Genomic DNA, 17,777 nt, shown 5'->3' on the forward strand with positions numbered 1-17,777 from the left:
CGGAATTTATTCGGCCCGCAATGCCAGCACCGGCGGCATGCTGGCGGCCCGGTAAGCCGGGTAACCGCCGGCTATCAGTCCAACCAGCACCGACACGCCGATGCCCAGTGCCGCGCTGGCTGGTGTAAATACTGCGGGCAATGCAGGCAAAGCGAACCAAACAACGACCTGCACGCCAACCACCAGCATCAGCCCAACACCGCCGCCCATCAGCGCCAGCAGTACCGCTTCGCCCAAAAACAGCCTGACCAGTGAAGAACGAGTGATACCCAGTGCCCGCAATAAACCCACCTCATTGCGCCGCTGTGCCAGAGTAATGGTGAGTATGCTGTAAATGCCCACCGAGCCCACCAGCAGCGAAATGGCACCAATACCAATACCCGCCAGGCGAACCACATTCAGGATCGCATCCAAGGTGGCAAGCATTTGGTCCTGGGTAACAATGGTAAAATCCTCATCACCATGGCGGTGGATGAGGTGGCTGCGGATGCGCTGGGCCATTTGTTCGGAGCGCAAATGCGGCTGGTACACCACATCCACTTCCATCAGCGATTCGCGATTGAACAGGCTCATGGCACGGGCAGCCGGGATATACACCATTTCGTCCAGATCCATGCCCAGAAACTGGCCTTTGGGAGCGAGCACCCCCACCACCAGAAAGCGGCTGCCAGCAACGTGAATGTAGCTTCCCAGAGCCGGAGAACTGCCAAACAGTGCCAGATACAGTTTGTTGCCAATCACCGCATAGGCCCGCGGGTGCAGCATGTCGTCTGCAGGCAGAAAACCGCCCTGGGCCATACTGAGTTGCCAGGCTTCAATGGCACTGGCGCTCACGCCAATGACATCGGTGGCGCGGGTCAGCCCCTGATGGCGAACTTCACCGGTTCCGGCTATCACCGGCACCACGCCTTCCACCCCCGGCAGGAATTGCAGGCTGGACGCGTCGTCCAGACTAATACCGCGATTGGTGCGAAGAATGCCGCCAACCCCCAGTGTTTGTTCGCTGCCCGGAGAAACTGCCACAATGTGACTGCCAAACTGGGTAAATTCGGCCAGTACAAACTGTTTGACGCTCTCTCCCATAGCGGCGAGCACGGTAACAGCACTTACCCCCACGGCAAAGCCCAGCATGGTCAGCAGATTCCGGCTGCGCCCGGCCAGTACCGAGGTTTTGATCCATTTCAGAGCGTCGAGGGCGGTCATCCTTGTAACACCTCAATGGGGGCTACGTTGGCAGCCTGGCGGGCGGGCAAATAGCTGAACGTCATGGAAGTCATTACTGCGACCAAAAACGCGGCTCCATGTGCCCACAGTGGGGCATAAATGGGTACCGCGGGAACCAGAAGGGCCAGAGTCGAGATGAGAAATTGCGCCAGCGCGAGGCCAATCACACTGGCTGCTATGACCAGCATGAGTGATTCTGTGACAAACAGTCGGGTGATGAGCCTGCGGCTTGCGCCGATGGCCTTGAGCAAACCAATTTCCTGTCGGCGCTGCTGAACCGAAACCAGGCTCAGATTCATGATTAGGATCCCGGCCACCAGCAGGCTGATGGCAGCCAGCAAACCCACTACCCCAGTAAGGGTATACATAATGTTGTTGAAGGCACTCATAACGGCCTGCTGGGTGATGATGGTGATGTCTTCCTCACCCTGATGGCGTTTTTTGATCAGGGCGTAAATACGGTCGATGACAGCCTGTTCGTCGGTGACCGAACTGATGTCGATCAGCAGGCGGAACAGCGCCTGGGTATTGAACACCGCTTCACTGGCTTTTACCGGGATCAGTATGATGTTACTCAGATCCAGCCCCAGTGATTCCCCCTGGTCAGCAAGCACCCCGACTACCCGAAAGCGGTATCCGTCCAGTGTAATCATTTCCCCCAATGGGTTCTGGCGGGCAAACAGTTCCTGTGCCAGACGGGCCCCGAGAATGGCATCCTGACGGTAGACCCGGTCTGCGTCAGCGGGCAAGCCGGTGCCACTGCCAAATTGCAGTTTACGGGCATGCACAAAGTCGTTGGTGGAGCCAATCACCATTGCATCACGTGAAAGGCTTTGGCGGCTGGCCCGGGCGCTACCGGCTATAATGGGCGCCACTCGCACCACTTCGGGGAGCTCGGCGATGCGCCTGGCATCTTCCAGGGTGAGATCCCGGTTGGTGCTGCCGTAAAAAGGAATCGCCCCTCCGCTGGTTTGCTTTTTGCCCGGCAGCACAATCAGCAGATTGCTGCCCAGCATGGCAAACTCCTGTTCGACATAACGCCGTGCGCTCTCCCCCAGGCTCACCAGCACCACCACGGCCAGAACGCCCAGAGCAATGCAAAACGTCAGCACGCCGGTACGCCAGCGATGACGGGCGAACAACTGGCTGTTGAAGCTAATAAGGTCGCGGATTTTCATAGCTGGCTGATGACTCCGTCCACCATACGGATACGGCGCTGAGCCCGCTCGCCAACTGCGTTATCGTGGGTGACCACAATGAGTGTGATGCCTTCTTTGTTCAGGGCTTCAAGCAGGTGCACAATGTCATTGCCGGACTGCTGATCGAGATTCCCGGTGGGTTCGTCGGCAAGAATCAAAGTGGGTTGCATCACCAGCGCCCTGGCAATCGCCACGCGCTGCAGCTGTCCGCCTGATAGCTGGGGGGGGCGGTGCTCGGCCCGATGCGCCAGACCCACCTGTTCGAGCAGTCGATTGACCCGCTGCCGCCGCTCACGGGTGGGCACTTCGGCCAGTATCAGTGGCAGTGCCACATTTTCAAACGCCGTCAGCCTGTCAATGAGTTGGAAGGACTGAAAAATAAAGCCAATGTAGCGAGCCCGCAGTTCCGCTCGCTGTTCTTCACCCAACGCCCGGGTTGGGTGCCCTTCGAGGGTGTATTCCCCTTCGTCGATGGTATCCAGCAGGCCGAGCATGTTGAGCAAAGTCGATTTGCCGGAGCCGGATGGCCCCATAATACTCAGGTAGTCTCCTTGCTCTATTGTCAGGTCAATGTCTTTAAGCACATGAAGGCGGCCCGCCCCTGACGGGTAATACTTGTTGACTCTCTGCAGTTTGATCACGGTTTGGCCTGCTGGGATTGGGCGCTCATACCGGGCTCAAGAGTGGCACCATTGGCAGAGATGACAATCTGTTCCCCGGCTTTCAGCCCTTGCAGCACTTCGGTGATATGCCAGTTGCTCAATCCGGTTTGAAGGCTGCGTTGTTGTAACTGGCTGTCAACAAGTACCCAGACTTGGTTATCGTCAAAAATGGCCTGGGTTGGAATGGCCAGAGCCTGATCGCGGGCGGCAATCTCTATAGTCACATCGGCGCTGTAGCCGACCAGCAGCGGTTCGTTGACTTCGGCAAACTCTACCTCTACCTCAACAGTACGGGCCCGCTTCTCCTGCGCAAATACATAGGGCGCAATGCGCCTTACCAGCCCCTTGAACGGGTGATCCCGATAGGCATCAATGTGAATGTCCACCGGTTGCCCCAGTTTGAGTAAACCGGCATCCACTTCATCGATGGGAGCGCTCACGTAGAAGCAGTGATTGTCAATCAGATCAACATTCGGCAGGGTTGGGATCCCCGGTGGGGAAGGTGTGGCAAATTCGCCAATCTCGCCGTTAATTTCGGCTATAGTGCCGTCAAATGGGGCAATCAGTCGGGTTTTGCTCAGCTGCGCCTCAAACAGTTCTACCTGCGCTTCGACCTGCCGGGTGTCGGCCTGGCTGATTAGACAGGCAAGAGCACTGGCCTTGGCACGTGACACGCTGACATCGAGTTGCTCGTCACTGACCAGCTTTCTGCTAAACAGGGTTTTAAGGCGGGTAGCTTCGCGTTGATCCGTGTCGGCAATAACGCAGGCCCGCTGCTGATTGAGCTTGGCAGACTGCAACGAAGCCTGGGCCTGGCGTAATTGTGCCTGTATGTCATCGTTGAACAGGCTCAGCAATACGGTGCCTTCGCTGACCGTATCCCCTTCCGACACCGGAATGGTGGCAATTTGGCCGCCGACGGGCACCGACAGTTTGGCCCGGCGGCAGGATTGTACCGAGCCGGAGCGGGTATTGGTGACTGCTTGGGCAACCCGTTGAGGCCCGACGGTCTCGGTGGTTACAACCAGCGGTTGCTGGCGAGAGTAAAGCCAAATTGCCAATGCAATTCCCGCAATTACCAGCACCAAAAATAATTTCTTCATGTCACCATCCATTCCGCTCACATCCTTAAATCCCAGTATGGCAAATTTGCATGGGGATTGGACTGATGCAGCGCAAGGAAACGCCCATTGGTCGAAATTTTTAAAGCTGCCAGAGCTTTATGTTGCTTAGCAGCCTTTCTCGACTATGTTTAAACCAGCATAGGTCAAGAATTTGTTCTGTACCCGCTTACGTCCCGGTGGGAGTCCGAATGCAGTAACCGGCCACCAACCTTAGAGGAGTACTCTGCCAACATGGCTTTCATGTGAGGGAACGATTGAGTGAAACTACCTTTTTCCAGCTATTTCTCCTTTTATCTCTGTCAGCAAAAATCAGCTAAAACCCGGGTTTATTTCCATTCAGCCAGGCTAGGCCTGCTTTTACTCACCATAGGAGCATGCATTACCAGTATCCAGGCTCGAAGTGAAGAGACAAGCTGTGAGGTTGGTTGTGAGGAACAAACCGCAATTGAACGCCCACTGGTCACCAATACGACCATTGAAGCCAGCGTGCTGGATGCGGACTATTTCGCGAATCCGTATCGGGTATCACTGTTCAGCCAGGATCATGGTGAAAACGGCGACCGTTTGTGGTCACAGACCAAATCCATGTTCGGGTATGGGCTGGGTGTAATTGCGGTGCTGTATGCCATGCCGGAAGATTTTACTAACTGGGACAAAAACGGCGAGGTGCTGGGCAAATGGTCTGAAAACGTTAAGGAAGTAGCGGTTTGGGACCGAGACGTCTGGTATATCAATTACATCGGTCACCCCTATTTTGGCGGCGTCTATTATCAGGTGGCGAGAAAATCCGGCTACCGGCAATGGGATTCGTTTGTGTACGCCGCACTAATGTCGACCTTTTACTGGGAGTATGGTGTTGAGGCGTTTGCCGAGCGCCCCTCGCTACAGGATTTGGTAGCGACACCTGTGGGTGGCTGGCTGTGGGGAGAATGGATGTACCGAACCGAGATGGACATCCGGGCGAACGGTGGTGAGCTTTGGGGCTCAAAAGGATGGGGCAGCACCGCATTGTTTTTGCTTGATCCGGTCGACAGCCTGGGCCGGGGAATGAACCGGCTGTTCAACCGCCAGATTGTAAAGGCTGGTACTGGCTACATTAATGTGCGCGAAGTTGCAGTTAACAGTATGGGCGATACCGAAAATCAACTTGTGCTGGGCATGTCGTTTTTGCTGGGAGATGGCAGCGCCGACACCGAGGCAGGTTTTACAGTGCCGGATTACACTTCACTTACCCATGATCCGGTGGATTACAGCATGATCAGCGTGGGCCTGGGCGTTGGGCATGTGCTTCTGGACGACTTGTGGGGGCTGGATAACGATGTCACAGGTAGTATGGAAATTGGCCTGCATTTCAGTCGGCGCTTTTCTGCGCACCTGGCCTTTTCCCGGGGGTACCCGGAGGCAACCGGCTCAGACGAGCGTATTCCGTATGAAAACTACAGCCTCAACGGCCAGTATTACTTCAACACCGAGGGAAATCTGCGGCCGTATCTGGCGTTGGGTTTTGGCCAGCAGCTGCGCGATCAGGACCGGGATCTGGATGTGTTTGTGGTGCATGCAGGTGTCGGGCTTTATGGCAAAATTACTGACAAGTGGGCCTGGCAGGCGGACTGGCGCGCCTACCACAGCACGCGTTTCGATTCCACCGACAGCCTGCTCAACCTCATGATGATTTACCGTTTTGGCAAAGGGGAGTGGTATTAGGGCTGTAGTATGCCTGCACTACCAGCGAATTGCTGTTGAGGACAACAGACAGCCTTCTGCTGAGTGGGGGCTGGTTATTCGCTGTGCTGCCTCTTATTGTCTTCATACATCAGGTAGATCACTATTCCAGCCATGGATGCGGTGAAGACAATAGCGATGACGTACAAGGGAAGCAGATTCCCATCGACAAATATGGCATAGGCACAGACCAGAAAAAAGCCCAGCGAGATGACGACTTTTTTGGCGAATTTCTCGCGCAGAATGGTACCGGCATCCACGAAGTAATGCACCTTGCGATAAACCAAAGCTTCAACAAAACCCAATATCAAACCGAATATCAGAAACGTCAGGTATACCATCACTGTACCTCCTTGATAAGTTTGAATTGTATTGACCTGTTCACTTTTTCCGCTTGAAGCATTCGGTCGAGAGTAATCTCTTAGCCTGAAGAAGCAGAAAATTTCGATCATATTACGTTATGTTTCAAAGGCTAACCAGTCTGTCAGGGAAGCTGGTTAATGGTGAGGATGGTTCGAACGCACAAATTTATTCGAAACGAGCCGGACTAAAATAATTAGCATTAGGCGACCCAACTTTGGGTGGGTTGAGTACAATGAACCATGCGGTGCCATGATTACCGGGTCAAAAGGGGAAACACAAAGCAATGCTTCTACCCTCCTTCGAAGAACCTTCGTGTGCATCAGTTGTGAGTATAGAAAATATACAGCGTTAACCCTATACTGCGCTATTCGCTCGAGTGAATGAGCAGACTAAAACGTATAGGTGTTTGTTTTTTATGCGTCATACAGATGGCGGTTATTTGTGTATTTATTTGCCCTCCGTAACCGGGCACCACCTCACCTATCTGGATAAGGTGATTAGGGCTCTGGAACCCACGGAGTCCCTGCTGGTGCTCACGCCCGCGGTTAACGAGGAATTCAACCGCATAACTGCCTGCGTAGGCAAGGTCATTCAGTATGAGAGAAAGTTCAGCGCCAATAGCTTTATTCAGAGTTTTCACGAATGCCGGGTTCTGCTGAAGTGTACGCAAGGGTATGCAATCAAAAAGGTTATCGCCCCAACCGGGTGCTCGGCTGCGTTTTTGTGGCCGTTGTTTAATGTAAAGGCGCGTTTTGATTATCATTTTTTGATGTTGAGCCCGGCGTTGATAAACAATAAATCCGTGCTCGAAAATCTGGTCAAGGCTGGCTTGCTCTGTATGCACAGAAAAGGCAAATTGAGCACTATCGATAATGCTTCCTATAACAGCAACGGGCTTTTTGGCCGGTTCATCCGAAACAAGTTTTCGCTTATTCCCGATCCCATCGACACTAATACACCGGCCGAAAAAGCGGATGCCTTAAAACATTTCGGACTTGAGAAGGGCGACTTCAATGTGTTGATGTGCGGAGCATTGAACAGCCACCCGCGTAAAAACACGCTTACTCTTATCAAGTCTGTGATTCAAATTCCACCAGGGGAGAAAATTCGACTGGTTCTGGCCGGAAGAATTTCACCGGACATCCTGGATTACATCGCAACCCTTCCTGCAGAGCAAAGCCGAAAGCTGCTTGTTATCAATCGGTTTCTCAGCGATCAGGAACTGATGGACATCACCCATTGCTGTAATCTGGTGTGTACACCCTACACCCACCACTATAGCCCGTCGGGCATTGTTCTGAGGGCTATCAAAACCCGAACGCCGGTACTGGTGCCGAATTATCACTGGTTCAGGTACATGAAAGACAACTATGGCATCGGATATTCTGTTGAAACCCTGAGCGAAGATAATATTGCTCAGGCCATTGTTGATATCAAAAACAGGAAAAAGCCGGAGCCGCTGTTTGGTCATCAGCAAGAACTGATTGATTACTTTTCGGCAGAAAATTTCCAGCAACACTGGAAAGCCATCGTATATTCGCGGAGTCAGTTGATGGGATACGCGGATATTAGACTGCCTTGAGATGTTTTTCTGCGGGTAAATTTATCGCCACACTCCATCACTGACTGACTTTATCAGGTTGGGTTTAAATGGTTTCAATCCTATTCACGACCGGGCATACCAGATAAAAAAAGGGCGCTGTCGCGCCCCTTTCCACCCCCCCTGCTTTTGACAGAGTTAGAACTGTGCCTTGAATGCGACGCCAAAATAGCGATCTGCATCACGAGGGATTTGATAACGGAAGTTATCACCGCTGTACGTAGTGGCATAACTGTCGTCAAGCAGGTTTTTCGCAATGAGTGAAACGCGGAAGGCATCGTCTTTGAACGACAGACCAACACTGGCATTAAGCATATTGTAAGCCGGCAACAGTGAGGCAGGGTTAAAGCCGCCTGTATTGCCCGGAAGATCGGAATATTGCTCGTCGGTATAAATGTAAGACGCATTATAGAAGACGTCAAAGCCTGACTGGGTTTCCATCAGGTATTCAGCCGACAGTGAGAATTTCAGGTCTGGGGAGAAAGGCACATCGAGACCTGAACGATCGGTACAGGAGCCGGCCGCCACTTCTACCGGGCAGTTAAATTTATCAATCTCAGCTTTAGTGTAGGCGGCACCACCGTAGAGCGTCAGGTTGTCTGTCGCATTCCACATGAGATCAACTTCGACACCTTGGGTGGTAACATCACCGGCATTGGTCAATCGGGTAATACAGGTACCGTCCGAGCAGTCAAAATTGTTTGCCTGAAAACCTTCGATATCGGTGGTGAATACAGCCAGATTTAACAGCAGGTCACGACCTGCATACTTGTAGCCAAGCTCGAATGCATCAGACGTTTCAGCACCGATAGTTCTGCCGTCGTTTGCGGGATTAAAGTTGTAGTAAACGTTAAAGCCCGGGCCTTTATAGCCTTGAGAATAAGTACCATAAATCATCTGATGGTCGGCGATATCAACCTGGATACCGACGCGGCCGGAGAGGTTGGTTTCACTTACACTTCCCCGGGCATCGGTGTCTTCCGTTGCAGGGCGCACACCCACACCACGGCGGCCGTATTCATCATTATTGACCCGACGGTGCGTGTACGAGACCTCGTCGTCGGTGTAACGCAGACCGAAAATCAGACGCATGTCTTCGGTGATGTCATAGGTACCATCACCAAAAACCGCCCAGTTGTTAAACTCGGTGCTCATGTATGCAGTGGCTGAGACTATGTCGTTGGCGTTACAGCTTACCCCAAGAGAATCGGCATAAGCGTCGAGGTCCGACAGCGCGGTTGCTAACGCGTCTCCCGAGAGATTATTTTCGGCATAGAATGTCAGAGCCTGATCCAGCTGCCCAGCGTTGTTCTGACAGCTGGCATCACGAGTAAAGTTACGTTCTGAATCCATGTTCCAATAAAACACGCCAGCCAGGAAATTGAATGGGCCGGACATGTTGGAAGCTACGCGAAACTCCTGTGAAAACTGGCTCCATTCCTGAGGACCAACATCGTGAAGGAGAAAGGGGGCACCAAATACAGGTTCATTGCTGTCGCCCGCTATCGAGGTAAAATCACCTTCCCGGTACTCTATGTTTTCCCAGGAGCGTTGTGCGGTAATTGAAGTATAGGTGAAGTCGCCTATGGTCTTGTCTACCTGCACAGAGAATGCGGAGTGATCATCAATGGTGCGCGATTCAAAATCGTGATCTATGCGGCGCTGCTCCAGGTCAATATCTGCTACACCGTCAACAATACCATTGCTGTCTGGAGCGGCGCTGGAATCAGGGTTTCTGCCGCTTGGCAGGCCTTCCAGGTCGGCGCAACAGTCATCATTGGCACGGTAGAATTCACTGATGAACTTGACGGAAAGGTCGTCGGAAGGTTCATACAGTACCACGGCCCGCGCCCCTTCACGATCGTAACCGTTCACTTTTTCGTTGTTGTAGACATTGTCGATGTAGCCGTCAAACTTACCCTGGAACACCGTCAGGCTGGCTGAAAGTTCATCAGTCAACCCGCCACTGACGGTGCCTTTTAAGCGGTATTCGTTGTCCTGGTAGAACTCGGTCGACAGGCTGCCGGTAAGATCCTGGGATGGGTCTTTGGTGGTGATGTTTACCACACCCGCTGAGGCGTTTTTACCAAAAAGCGTACCCTGCGGCCCACGCAGTACCTCAATGCGGTTAACGTCGTAAAGATCGGCAAACGCCTGACCAGAACGCCCCATTACGACACCATCAACCACAGTGGCGACACTGGGTTCGGCCGCAATACTGAATGAAATGGTACCGATACCACGCACGGTAAGTGCCGAGTTTCGTGTGGTCGTTCCTTTTCTGAAACTTACTGAGGGGACAAGGGCTTGAAGATTTTCAACGTTGTTGGCGAAGGCCGCATCAATCTGATCACCACGAAGAACGGAAACCGCGAGTGGTACATCGCTAATGCTTTGTACGCGCTTTTGAGAAGTAACTATAATTTGCTCAAACGATTTTTCATTCTCTTTTGCCTCAACTTGCTCTGCCTCTTGAGCAAAACCGTGTGCGCTTACGAGCAATCCAGATGTCATTGCGAGCGTAACAGCCCGATTAACCATCGACCTTCTTGTATTCATTATGTTCTCCAAGTTTCGCTTTTCACGCTTTTGGCCAACGACACCCAGAAGTAGCTTATTGGCAGATCGTTAACATCAAGCGATTGATTTTTATTGTATTGACGTAGGGTTAGGGTACAGAACTACGCAATCAGCAATTTATAAAACAGTCTTAAGTGTAACAAGTGTCTTTTGTCTAATGTCTTATATAAGACATTGGCAGGTTAACCAATTGTTAATGTTATTGCAAATATGCTGTTAATTTTTTTGTTTGTTTTTGTTTCATAATAACTTGGCAAGCGGATAGGGACTTACATCCAGTTGAAAATTCGATTCAGAGTAAGTTCGCAGCAAAGCGCTTTAAACCTCGTTCATATCGTACCCTCCACCATTTTTGGCTGAAGCCAATGGCGATAAGGCACGTTGCCCAGAGCGCGATGAGGCAAGGGAAAAAGGAACGGCTTAATCCGCCAACGAAACCGATGGGCGAGAACAGGAGGTAAAGTGAAGTCATAAGACCCATAAGTACGATTGCGCAGGGAATAGCGTAACGCCACGGTGTCATATTCACTTCTGCTTTTGGGGTGAAATGCCATGGCTTTGTTAGTGGGCGGAAATGGCCAATGGTGAGCATGATGGCCAGTTCGATGGCAAACAAAATGGCGTATATGTGAATGAAGTTGAGTTCGACTTCCCAAATGAACTTGAGAAAGCCATAGGCGATAACATGAAAGATAATAGCGACCTTTGCCGCAAATGCGGGTACCCGCTTGGTGAACAGACCAACCAGCACGATGGTAATAACGGGGATGTTGTAAAAGCCGGTAAATACCCGGATGATTTGCCACAGGCCTTCCGGAGCAAACATAAGCAGTGGTGCGGTGATAAACGACAACACAGCAATAATAAGGCTGGTTATTTTTGCCACTCGTATTAATTTTTCATCACTTACTTTGTTTTTTTTCAGCGGTTTATACACATCCAGGCAGAACAACGTAGCCGCACTGTTAAGCAGTGAGTTGAATGAACTGAACACCGCGCCCAACAACACGGCTAAAAAGAACCCCGACATATACTGCGGTAAAACATCGTTAACCAGATGCGGGTATGCGAGGTCGATGGTTTGGAGATTTTCGTCCTGGTAAAGATGATAGGCAATAACACCAGGAAGCATCATCATGAAAGGGACCAGTACTTTGAAGTAACCGGAAATGAGTACGCCTTTTTGGCCTTCTACCAGGTTCTTGGCCCCTAGTGTTCGCTGGATGACATACTGATTGGTTCCCCAGTAAAACAGATTGGCCAGAATCATGCCGGTAAAAATGGTGCCAAAGGGCACGGGGTCATCGGAACCACCAATAGCGTTGAGCTTCTCCGTTTCGGTGGTTGCAATGGTGGTTAATCCCTGGCTTAAACTGCCGTCGCCCAATGCAATTAAACCCAGAATGGGCACAAGCAAACCAACAATGAGCAGGCCAAAGCCGTTGATGGTATCTGATACCGCCACCGCCTTCAGGCCGCCGAAAATGGCGTAAAGGGCACCGACAGTGCCAACCACGACAATGGTTAGCACCAGACTCGCTTCGTAGCTGATATTCAGCAGCCCAGGCACATCAAAGAGTCGAAGTACCGCGATAGAGCCTGAGTATAGTACTGAGGGAATGGTAACCAGCGAGTAACCCACCATAAAGAGTACTACTGTCATGCGGCGCACACTGTCGTCAAACCGATCGCGCAGGAACTCAGGGAGCGTGGAAAACGCCCCTGCAAGGTAACGGGGAAGGAAAACCAGTGCCATAATAATGGTGGACACACCCGCAGTGACCTCCCAGGCCATGGCGCTGAGATTGTAGCCAAATGCGGACCCGTTAAGGCCTATCAGCTGTTCAGCAGAGAGATTGGTAAGGATCATGGAACCGGCAATAAAGGTACCGGTGAGCCCTCGCCCGGCGAGGAAATACCCGTCCTGGGTATTTACTTCGCCCTTCGTTTTCATGTAGGAGATAACGGCAACCAGTGCCATAAATGCCACGCATGACAATAGGGTAAGGGTGATATCCATGTACTGCTCCTTAGAGGCTTATTGGGCCGGCCAGTAGGCGAGGTTAGACATATCCATATCGGTATGCTGTACTTCTGGGCCTAGGGCAATACGGATGTCTTTTCGAATAAATACAGCCATCTCGTCGAGCGCCAGTATTTCTTCTTTGTACTCACCGCCGCGGTGAATTTCATTGCTGCCAAAGCGAACCCATTCACCTTCCGGCAGGTAATATTTTATTTTTCCTCCCGGCACTACACAGGGAACAACCAGAAGATCGTCGCCGCACATAAACTGGTGCTCAAATGCATGGGCAAGGGGGTCGTCTGGAAGCGCCAGCGCCATAGCACGTTGTACGGGGAGACCGGTGTCAGAAGCCTGTCGCGCAGTGGCTGCTAAATAAGGGATAAGTCGGTATCGCAGTTTTAACGCATCAAAGACTGCGTTCGACGCGGCTTCTCCGTAGGACCAAGGCTCGCGGGGGCCAATGCCGTGAAGTCGCATATGCGCACTGAATACCGATGCTTGTGCCCACCTGACATACAGTTCCGCATCACGGGTATCTTTGTAGAAGCCGCCTATATCAGTGGCAAAGAAGGGGCCGCCGGACATTCCCCACGACAAACTGCCGCGGATGCTTGCAGCCAGGCCATGCCAGTCTGCCTGGGGGTCTCCCCCCCACTGGGAAGGATAACGCTGGCTTCCTGTCCATGCAGAGCGACTAAATAAAAATGGCCCGGTTTTACAATATCTTTCAGCCGCCTCATAAACACAGCGGTTATAAAGCATGCTGTACACATTGTGTAATCGATGGCCGGTATCGCCGCTGTATGACAGCATGTTGTCGTCTTCCAACTGCTCGCCAAAGTCGGCTTTGATCATGTCGACGCCCAGATCGAACAACGGCTTATGAGACTCTCGCCAGAATTCAAACGCTTCAGGGTGGGTAAAATCCAAAATTCCGGAATCAGGCAGCGGTGTAAGTACCTCACCAAACGGACTTAAGTCCCATTCGTAACGATAGGGCTCACCGGTACGTTTGTCCTTGATAAGCCAGCCTTTGTCGGCAGCTTTTTGGAACAAGGGGTTTTTCACCGAGATCATGGGGTATTCCCATACGCAAATCTTGAAACCCAGTGTTTTTAATTCATCCATAACCGGTTTGGGATCTGCATAGCGTTTAGGATCCCACTCAAATGCAAAGCGCGTATCGGTGTCCTGCCAGGCACGCCCGTCAAGAGTAATAACATCGCAAGGCATTTTCTTCTCGCGCACTTCCCGGGCGACGGCAAGCAGCTCTTCGGCATCTTTGTAATACGCTTTGGATAGAATAACGCCCAGGCTCCAGGTAGGAGGTTCAGGGGCAAACCCAGTAAGTTGACTGTACGTGAGAATGCCTTTTGCCGGGGTGTCGGCGTGATAAATGAACATATCTAGCAGGTCATCTTCGACCATACACACATACGCACGCTGTGACCAAAGGGCGTAACCTACGCCATGTGTTACAGGGGCTGGCGTGTGTACGAACATATTCCAGCCGTTAGGGCTCCAGGCATAGGGCGTGTTTTTATAGGATTTTTCCGCGTTGACGCCGAGGGCATCATGATTGTACGAGCGCAAGAGCTGGCCGCGCTTGTCAAGCTTGCCCCATTTTTCACCCAGGCCATAAATCGCTTCATCATAGCCTAGCTCAAGGCTTACCAGCCAGCCTGCTTCTGTTTTGGCAAACGGAGGTAAGCGGTGTTGACGGACGAAATGCCCGTCAGTGGCACTTTGTTGTATCAGCACATCATTTTTATATAACTTGAAATGCAGAGGGGAAGAATAAAGCTCTACCCGATATTCACCACCTACCAATGTGCTGTGGCTTTGGGTTCCAGAGTAATACAAGCTTTCCAGATGAGGTTCGGCAGCTAGCATGCCATAGAGGGATGAGTCACCATTTCCGGATTGAATGCGCAATCCAAAGTTGCTGATAGACAGTCGTAAATCACCATACTGGGTAGGGACAATCAGTTCGTTGTAGCTAGTCAGAAAGGGCTCGGAGTTTATTTCAGCCGCTTTTATGTCATTCCAGTTTGGTTCAATTACACTAAACGCATCACTCATCTGCACATTATCCACTATGTCTTATATAAGACATAAGTTAATTAAATGTAACAATGGTGTCAATCAGCAATTGGTAATTTACGGGTAAGTAGGCGTTTAGTCAAAGCGGATATGATTCAGCTAACAGACTCAAGCCTATGTGATTTAAAACAAAAATGCGCTATAACTCTTGTGTATGATACAATTTTCTGCCGATTTACACTGGGTTAAGGTTATATGTCAGCATCTCAATTTGACCACAAGCTTGGCGGTCCAAGCCTGGCCTTTCAGCCTCTTTATCAACAGGTTGCTGAATATATTAAGCAGTTGATTGTTGAACGCAGATGGCTGCCAGGCGAGATGTTGCCCAGTGAGTTTAAACTGGCTGACGAGCTCAACGTTAGCCAGGGTACGGTTAGAAAAGCGCTTACGTTACTTTCAGACACTAAAATTGTGGCCCGAAGGCAAGGTGTGGGTACCTTTGTGTCAGAGCGCACAGCACAAGACGCGCTGTATCGATTTTTCCCGCTTCAGGCCGATGGAAAAGGCGCTGAATTGCCAAAGGCCGAATTGCTCAGCAAAGAGTTGGTTGAGCCACTTGATGTTGTGCAACAGGCGCTGTCTGTCTCAGCCAAAGACAAGGTGGCCAGGTTGAAGCGGCGACGTATTCTTAATAATGAATTTTGCATGGTGGAGACCATCTATCTGCCTGCGAAGCTGTTCGCTGACATTGAAAAACGAGAGGATATCCCGCATACGCTATATCACTTCTATCAGACCGACTACAACCAAACCGTGTTCAAAACCCGGGATAGTCTAAAAGCGGTATTGGCGTCAAAATCCGATGCCAAAAATTTGGGTGTTGAGAAGGGGGCGCCTCTGTTGCTGGTGACCCGTGTCACCGAATCCATTGACGGCAAACTCATAGAGTATCGCGAAAGCAAATGCCGTACAGATCACTACCATTATCATGTAGAACTGGATTAACCCTGCAATTCCAGTCTGGTCTTTTTCGTTCTCTCTTTTAGCAAAAAAAACAATTGCTTATCTCAATCACACAGCCAGTCGCTGTGCATAGATTCCCGCCCCATTCAATTTAACGGAGGCTATCTGCCCCTAAGTAATAACGTTGTTAACATTCTGTTGACATGCTTATTGGTGTGTAATAACTTGTGTCTTATATAAGACATAGGTGTGTTATTAACGCCTGCTCTCAATACTCATTTACCAAGGTAAATAACGCGATGGAAAAAATACCAGAAGTAGGTTTTGGCTTTTGGAAAGTGGACAAAGCACAGTGTGCGGATACCACCTATGAAGCGATTAAAGCCGGATATCGTCATTTGGATTGTGCTGCCGATTACGGTAACGAGAAGGAAGTTGGCGAAGGCATTAGTCGGGCCATTGCTGACGGGCTTTGTACAAGGGACGAACTATGGGTGACATCGAAACTTTGGAATACCTTTCATGCCCCCGAACACGCAGAGCTTGCACTTGATAAATCCTTGTCGGATCTGCAGCTGGATTATCTGGATTTATACCTCATCCATTTTCCGATCGCGCAAAAATTCGTACCGATTGAAACCCGCTACCCGCCAGAGTGGATTGCCGATCCGGGCGCCACCGAGCCGAAAATGGAATTGGCCGCAGTTCCGCTCTACAAAACGTGGGAAGCGATGGAGCGGCTGGCGGAAAGTGGCAAGGTCAGAAAAATCGGAGTGTGCAACTACAACTCAGGCTTGCTCAATGACTTGATGAGCTATGCACGGATAAAACCGGCTATGCTGCAAATTGAGTCTCACCCTTACCTTACGCAAGAGAGACTAATCCGACTGGCCAAACAGTATGGGCTTGATGTAACCGCGTTTTCTCCGCTAGGGGCACTGTCTTATCTGGAGCTTGAAATGGCTGACCAGGCAGAGTCGGTACTTGAACAGGATGCAGTTAAAACGGCAGCCCGGGCATACGGTAAAACACCGGCGCAAATTGTGCTGCGTTGGGGTATTCAGCGTGGAAACGCCATTATTCCCAAGACATCAAAAATTGAGCGCATGAAAGAAAATCTTGCGTTGTTTGATTTTTCCCTTAGTGACAGTGAAATGCAGGCGATTTCAGCTTTAAACGTGAATCGTCGGTTCAATGATCCGGGTCAATTCTGTGAAGCTGCTTTTGGTCGCTTCCACCCCATTTACGACTAGGAGTGAGTTATGAATAAAGTCAATGGCAATGCCGGTGTTCAATACGCGAAGGTTGACACTCAGCACACTTATGATGGTGATGTGTTTCCGCAAATAGTCGTAAACAATGCAAACTGTAAAACGCTAGCGGAAACCGTAGCGTTTGTTCAGGCGAATCAGGCGGAATTGGAGGCGAAACTTGCTAAGGCCGGTGCGCTTTTATTTCGAGGTTTCCCTATTGACTCGGCAGAAACCTTTGACGTTTTTTCTGCCGCTTTCGGTTATCCTAACTTCACCTACCAGGAATCGCTCTCTAACGCGGTGCGCATTAACTTCACTGAGCGTGTTTTTACCGCGAACGAAGCGCCCAAGGATGTTGAGATTTTCTTACATCACGAAATGGCACAAACGCCTATTTCACCGAGCAAGCTGTTTTTCTTTTGCCAGTCGGCCGCAGAGGAAGGTGGCGCAACACCATTGTGTCGCTCAGACAAACTGTTTGCCGCGCTCAGAGTTGAAAGCCCGAAATTGGCCAGCGAATTCAAGGAGAAAGGGGTTAAATACACCACTGTGATGCCAGCAGCTAATGATGCAAATTCAGGTCAGGGCCGAAGCTGGAAAAGTACGCTGAGCGTAGAAACGGTTGATGATGCGGAAGCTAAGCTGAAAGAGCTGGGTTACAGCTGGCAGTGGCTGGAGGATGGCTGCCTGAAAGCAGTGACACCTGCACTTCCGGCGGTGATTGATTTGGCCGACGGTTCTGAAGTGTTTTACAACCAGCTTATTGCAGCCTATATGGGGTGGCATGGTGTGCGGGAAAACCCATCGCCAACCATCACTTTTGGTGATGGCAGCCCCATTCCTAAAGATGGTCTCGAACGTATCGCTGAGCTGGCTGAAGAATTTACCTTCGATCTGGCATGGCAGGATGGCGATGTGGCCATAGTGGATAACTACCGGGCCATGCACGGTCGCCGCCCCTATTCTGGAGACAGAAAGCGCGTGGTGCTGGTGGCGTTAGTTGCATCTGAGCGATAAC

General features: G+C 51.0%; 13 protein-coding genes. 5 read left to right on the plus strand and 8 right to left on the minus strand.

Annotation, left to right across the window (positions count from 1 at the left end; translation table 11 throughout):
- Positions 1–6: 6 nt before the first annotated feature.
- Genes DXV75_RS00180 through DXV75_RS00195 form a run of 4 tightly spaced genes read right to left on the minus strand, consistent with a single transcriptional unit; the run spans position 7 to position 4,188 of the window.
- A complete protein-coding gene (locus DXV75_RS00180; RefSeq protein WP_115591215.1) occupies positions 7–1,203 on the minus strand; it encodes an ABC transporter permease in 1,197 nt (398 codons plus the stop codon).
- Positions 1,200–2,402, minus strand: a complete 1,203-nt coding sequence (locus tag DXV75_RS00185; RefSeq protein ID WP_115591216.1) for an ABC transporter permease — start codon at positions 2,400–2,402, stop codon at positions 1,200–1,202. Before DXV75_RS00185 ends, DXV75_RS00180 begins: the two co-directional genes overlap by 4 nt.
- Positions 2,399–3,064, minus strand: coding sequence for an ABC transporter ATP-binding protein (locus DXV75_RS00190; RefSeq protein ID WP_115591217.1), 666 nt, complete (start codon positions 3,062–3,064; stop codon positions 2,399–2,401). Before DXV75_RS00190 ends, DXV75_RS00185 begins: the two co-directional genes overlap by 4 nt.
- Positions 3,061–4,188: an efflux RND transporter periplasmic adaptor subunit gene (locus DXV75_RS00195; protein WP_181898309.1), complete on the minus strand. Its 1,128-nt coding sequence runs from the start codon at positions 4,186–4,188 to the stop codon at positions 3,061–3,063. The genes DXV75_RS00190 and DXV75_RS00195 overlap by 4 nt, the downstream gene beginning before the upstream one ends.
- Positions 4,189–4,467: 279 nt before the next feature.
- Here DXV75_RS00195 and DXV75_RS00200 point away from each other — a divergent pair, with 279 nt between their 5' ends.
- Positions 4,468–5,913: a DUF3943 domain-containing protein gene (locus DXV75_RS00200; RefSeq protein ID WP_115591219.1), complete on the plus strand. Its 1,446-nt coding sequence runs from the start codon at positions 4,468–4,470 to the stop codon at positions 5,911–5,913.
- A gap of 74 nt (positions 5,914–5,987) precedes the next feature.
- Here the strand turns inward: DXV75_RS00200 and DXV75_RS00205 are convergent, their stop codons facing one another.
- On the minus strand, positions 5,988–6,275 hold the full coding sequence (locus DXV75_RS00205; RefSeq protein ID WP_147291775.1) for a hypothetical protein: 288 nt from the start codon (positions 6,273–6,275) through the stop codon (positions 5,988–5,990).
- A gap of 434 nt (positions 6,276–6,709) precedes the next feature.
- Here DXV75_RS00205 and DXV75_RS00210 point away from each other — a divergent pair, with 434 nt between their 5' ends.
- Complete coding sequence (locus DXV75_RS00210; RefSeq protein WP_115591221.1) at positions 6,710–7,876, plus strand: glycosyltransferase family protein; 1,167 nt, start codon at positions 6,710–6,712, stop codon at positions 7,874–7,876.
- 156 nt (positions 7,877–8,032) lie between these two features.
- On the opposite strand, the gene DXV75_RS00215 is transcribed toward DXV75_RS00210, so the two are convergent.
- The 3 genes from DXV75_RS00215 to DXV75_RS00225 all read right to left on the minus strand — a co-directional run bounded on the left by DXV75_RS00215 (position 8,033) and on the right by DXV75_RS00225 (position 14,582).
- Positions 8,033–10,453, minus strand: a complete 2,421-nt coding sequence (locus tag DXV75_RS00215; RefSeq protein ID WP_115591222.1) for a TonB-dependent receptor — start codon at positions 10,451–10,453, stop codon at positions 8,033–8,035.
- Between the two features lie 313 nt (positions 10,454–10,766).
- Positions 10,767–12,494: a solute:sodium symporter family transporter gene (locus DXV75_RS00220; protein ID WP_115591223.1), complete on the minus strand. Its 1,728-nt coding sequence runs from the start codon at positions 12,492–12,494 to the stop codon at positions 10,767–10,769.
- An 18-nt stretch (positions 12,495–12,512) separates the two neighbouring features.
- Positions 12,513–14,582: a glycoside hydrolase family 31 protein gene (locus tag DXV75_RS00225; RefSeq protein WP_115591224.1), complete on the minus strand. Its 2,070-nt coding sequence runs from the start codon at positions 14,580–14,582 to the stop codon at positions 12,513–12,515.
- 216 nt (positions 14,583–14,798) lie between these two features.
- Here DXV75_RS00225 and DXV75_RS00230 point away from each other — a divergent pair, with 216 nt between their 5' ends.
- The 3 genes from DXV75_RS00230 to DXV75_RS00240 all read left to right on the plus strand — a co-directional run bounded on the left by DXV75_RS00230 (position 14,799) and on the right by DXV75_RS00240 (position 17,776).
- Positions 14,799–15,548 (plus strand): GntR family transcriptional regulator, encoded by a 750-nt coding sequence (locus DXV75_RS00230; RefSeq protein ID WP_115591225.1) that lies wholly within the window; start codon positions 14,799–14,801, stop codon positions 15,546–15,548.
- Positions 15,549–15,805: 257 nt separating this feature from the next.
- A complete protein-coding gene (locus DXV75_RS00235; protein ID WP_115591226.1) occupies positions 15,806–16,759 on the plus strand; it encodes an aldo/keto reductase in 954 nt (317 codons plus the stop codon).
- Positions 16,760–16,768: 9 nt separating this feature from the next.
- Positions 16,769–17,776 carry a TauD/TfdA family dioxygenase gene (locus DXV75_RS00240; RefSeq protein WP_115591227.1) on the plus strand — a complete coding sequence of 336 codons (1,008 nt, stop codon included), beginning with the start codon at positions 16,769–16,771 and terminating at the stop codon, positions 17,774–17,776.
- Position 17,777 lies beyond the last annotated feature (1 nt).

This window comes from Alteromonas aestuariivivens (genome assembly GCF_003367475.1).
GTDB classification, from domain to species: domain Bacteria; phylum Pseudomonadota; class Gammaproteobacteria; order Enterobacterales; family Alteromonadaceae; genus Alteromonas; species Alteromonas aestuariivivens.

Coding starts and splice junctions, on each gene's coding strand:
- DXV75_RS00180 (WP_115591215.1), bottom strand. CDS start 1,203: ATGACCGCCCTCGACGCTCTGAAATGGATCAAAACCTCGGTACTGGCC.
- DXV75_RS00185 (WP_115591216.1), bottom strand. CDS start 2,402: ATGAAAATCCGCGACCTTATTAGCTTCAACAGCCAGTTGTTCGCCCGT.
- DXV75_RS00195 (WP_181898309.1), bottom strand. CDS start 4,188: ATGAAGAAATTATTTTTGGTGCTGGTAATTGCGGGAATTGCATTGGCA.
- DXV75_RS00210 (WP_115591221.1), top strand. CDS start 6,710: ATGCGTCATACAGATGGCGGTTATTTGTGTATTTATTTGCCCTCCGTA.
- DXV75_RS00215 (WP_115591222.1), bottom strand. CDS start 10,453: ATGAATACAAGAAGGTCGATGGTTAATCGGGCTGTTACGCTCGCAATG.
- DXV75_RS00220 (WP_115591223.1), bottom strand. CDS start 12,494: ATGGATATCACCCTTACCCTATTGTCATGCGTGGCATTTATGGCACTG.
- DXV75_RS00225 (WP_115591224.1), bottom strand. CDS start 14,582: ATGAGTGATGCGTTTAGTGTAATTGAACCAAACTGGAATGACATAAAA.
- DXV75_RS00230 (WP_115591225.1), top strand. CDS start 14,799: ATGTCAGCATCTCAATTTGACCACAAGCTTGGCGGTCCAAGCCTGGCC.
- DXV75_RS00235 (WP_115591226.1), top strand. CDS start 15,806: ATGGAAAAAATACCAGAAGTAGGTTTTGGCTTTTGGAAAGTGGACAAA.
- DXV75_RS00240 (WP_115591227.1), top strand. CDS start 16,769: ATGAATAAAGTCAATGGCAATGCCGGTGTTCAATACGCGAAGGTTGAC.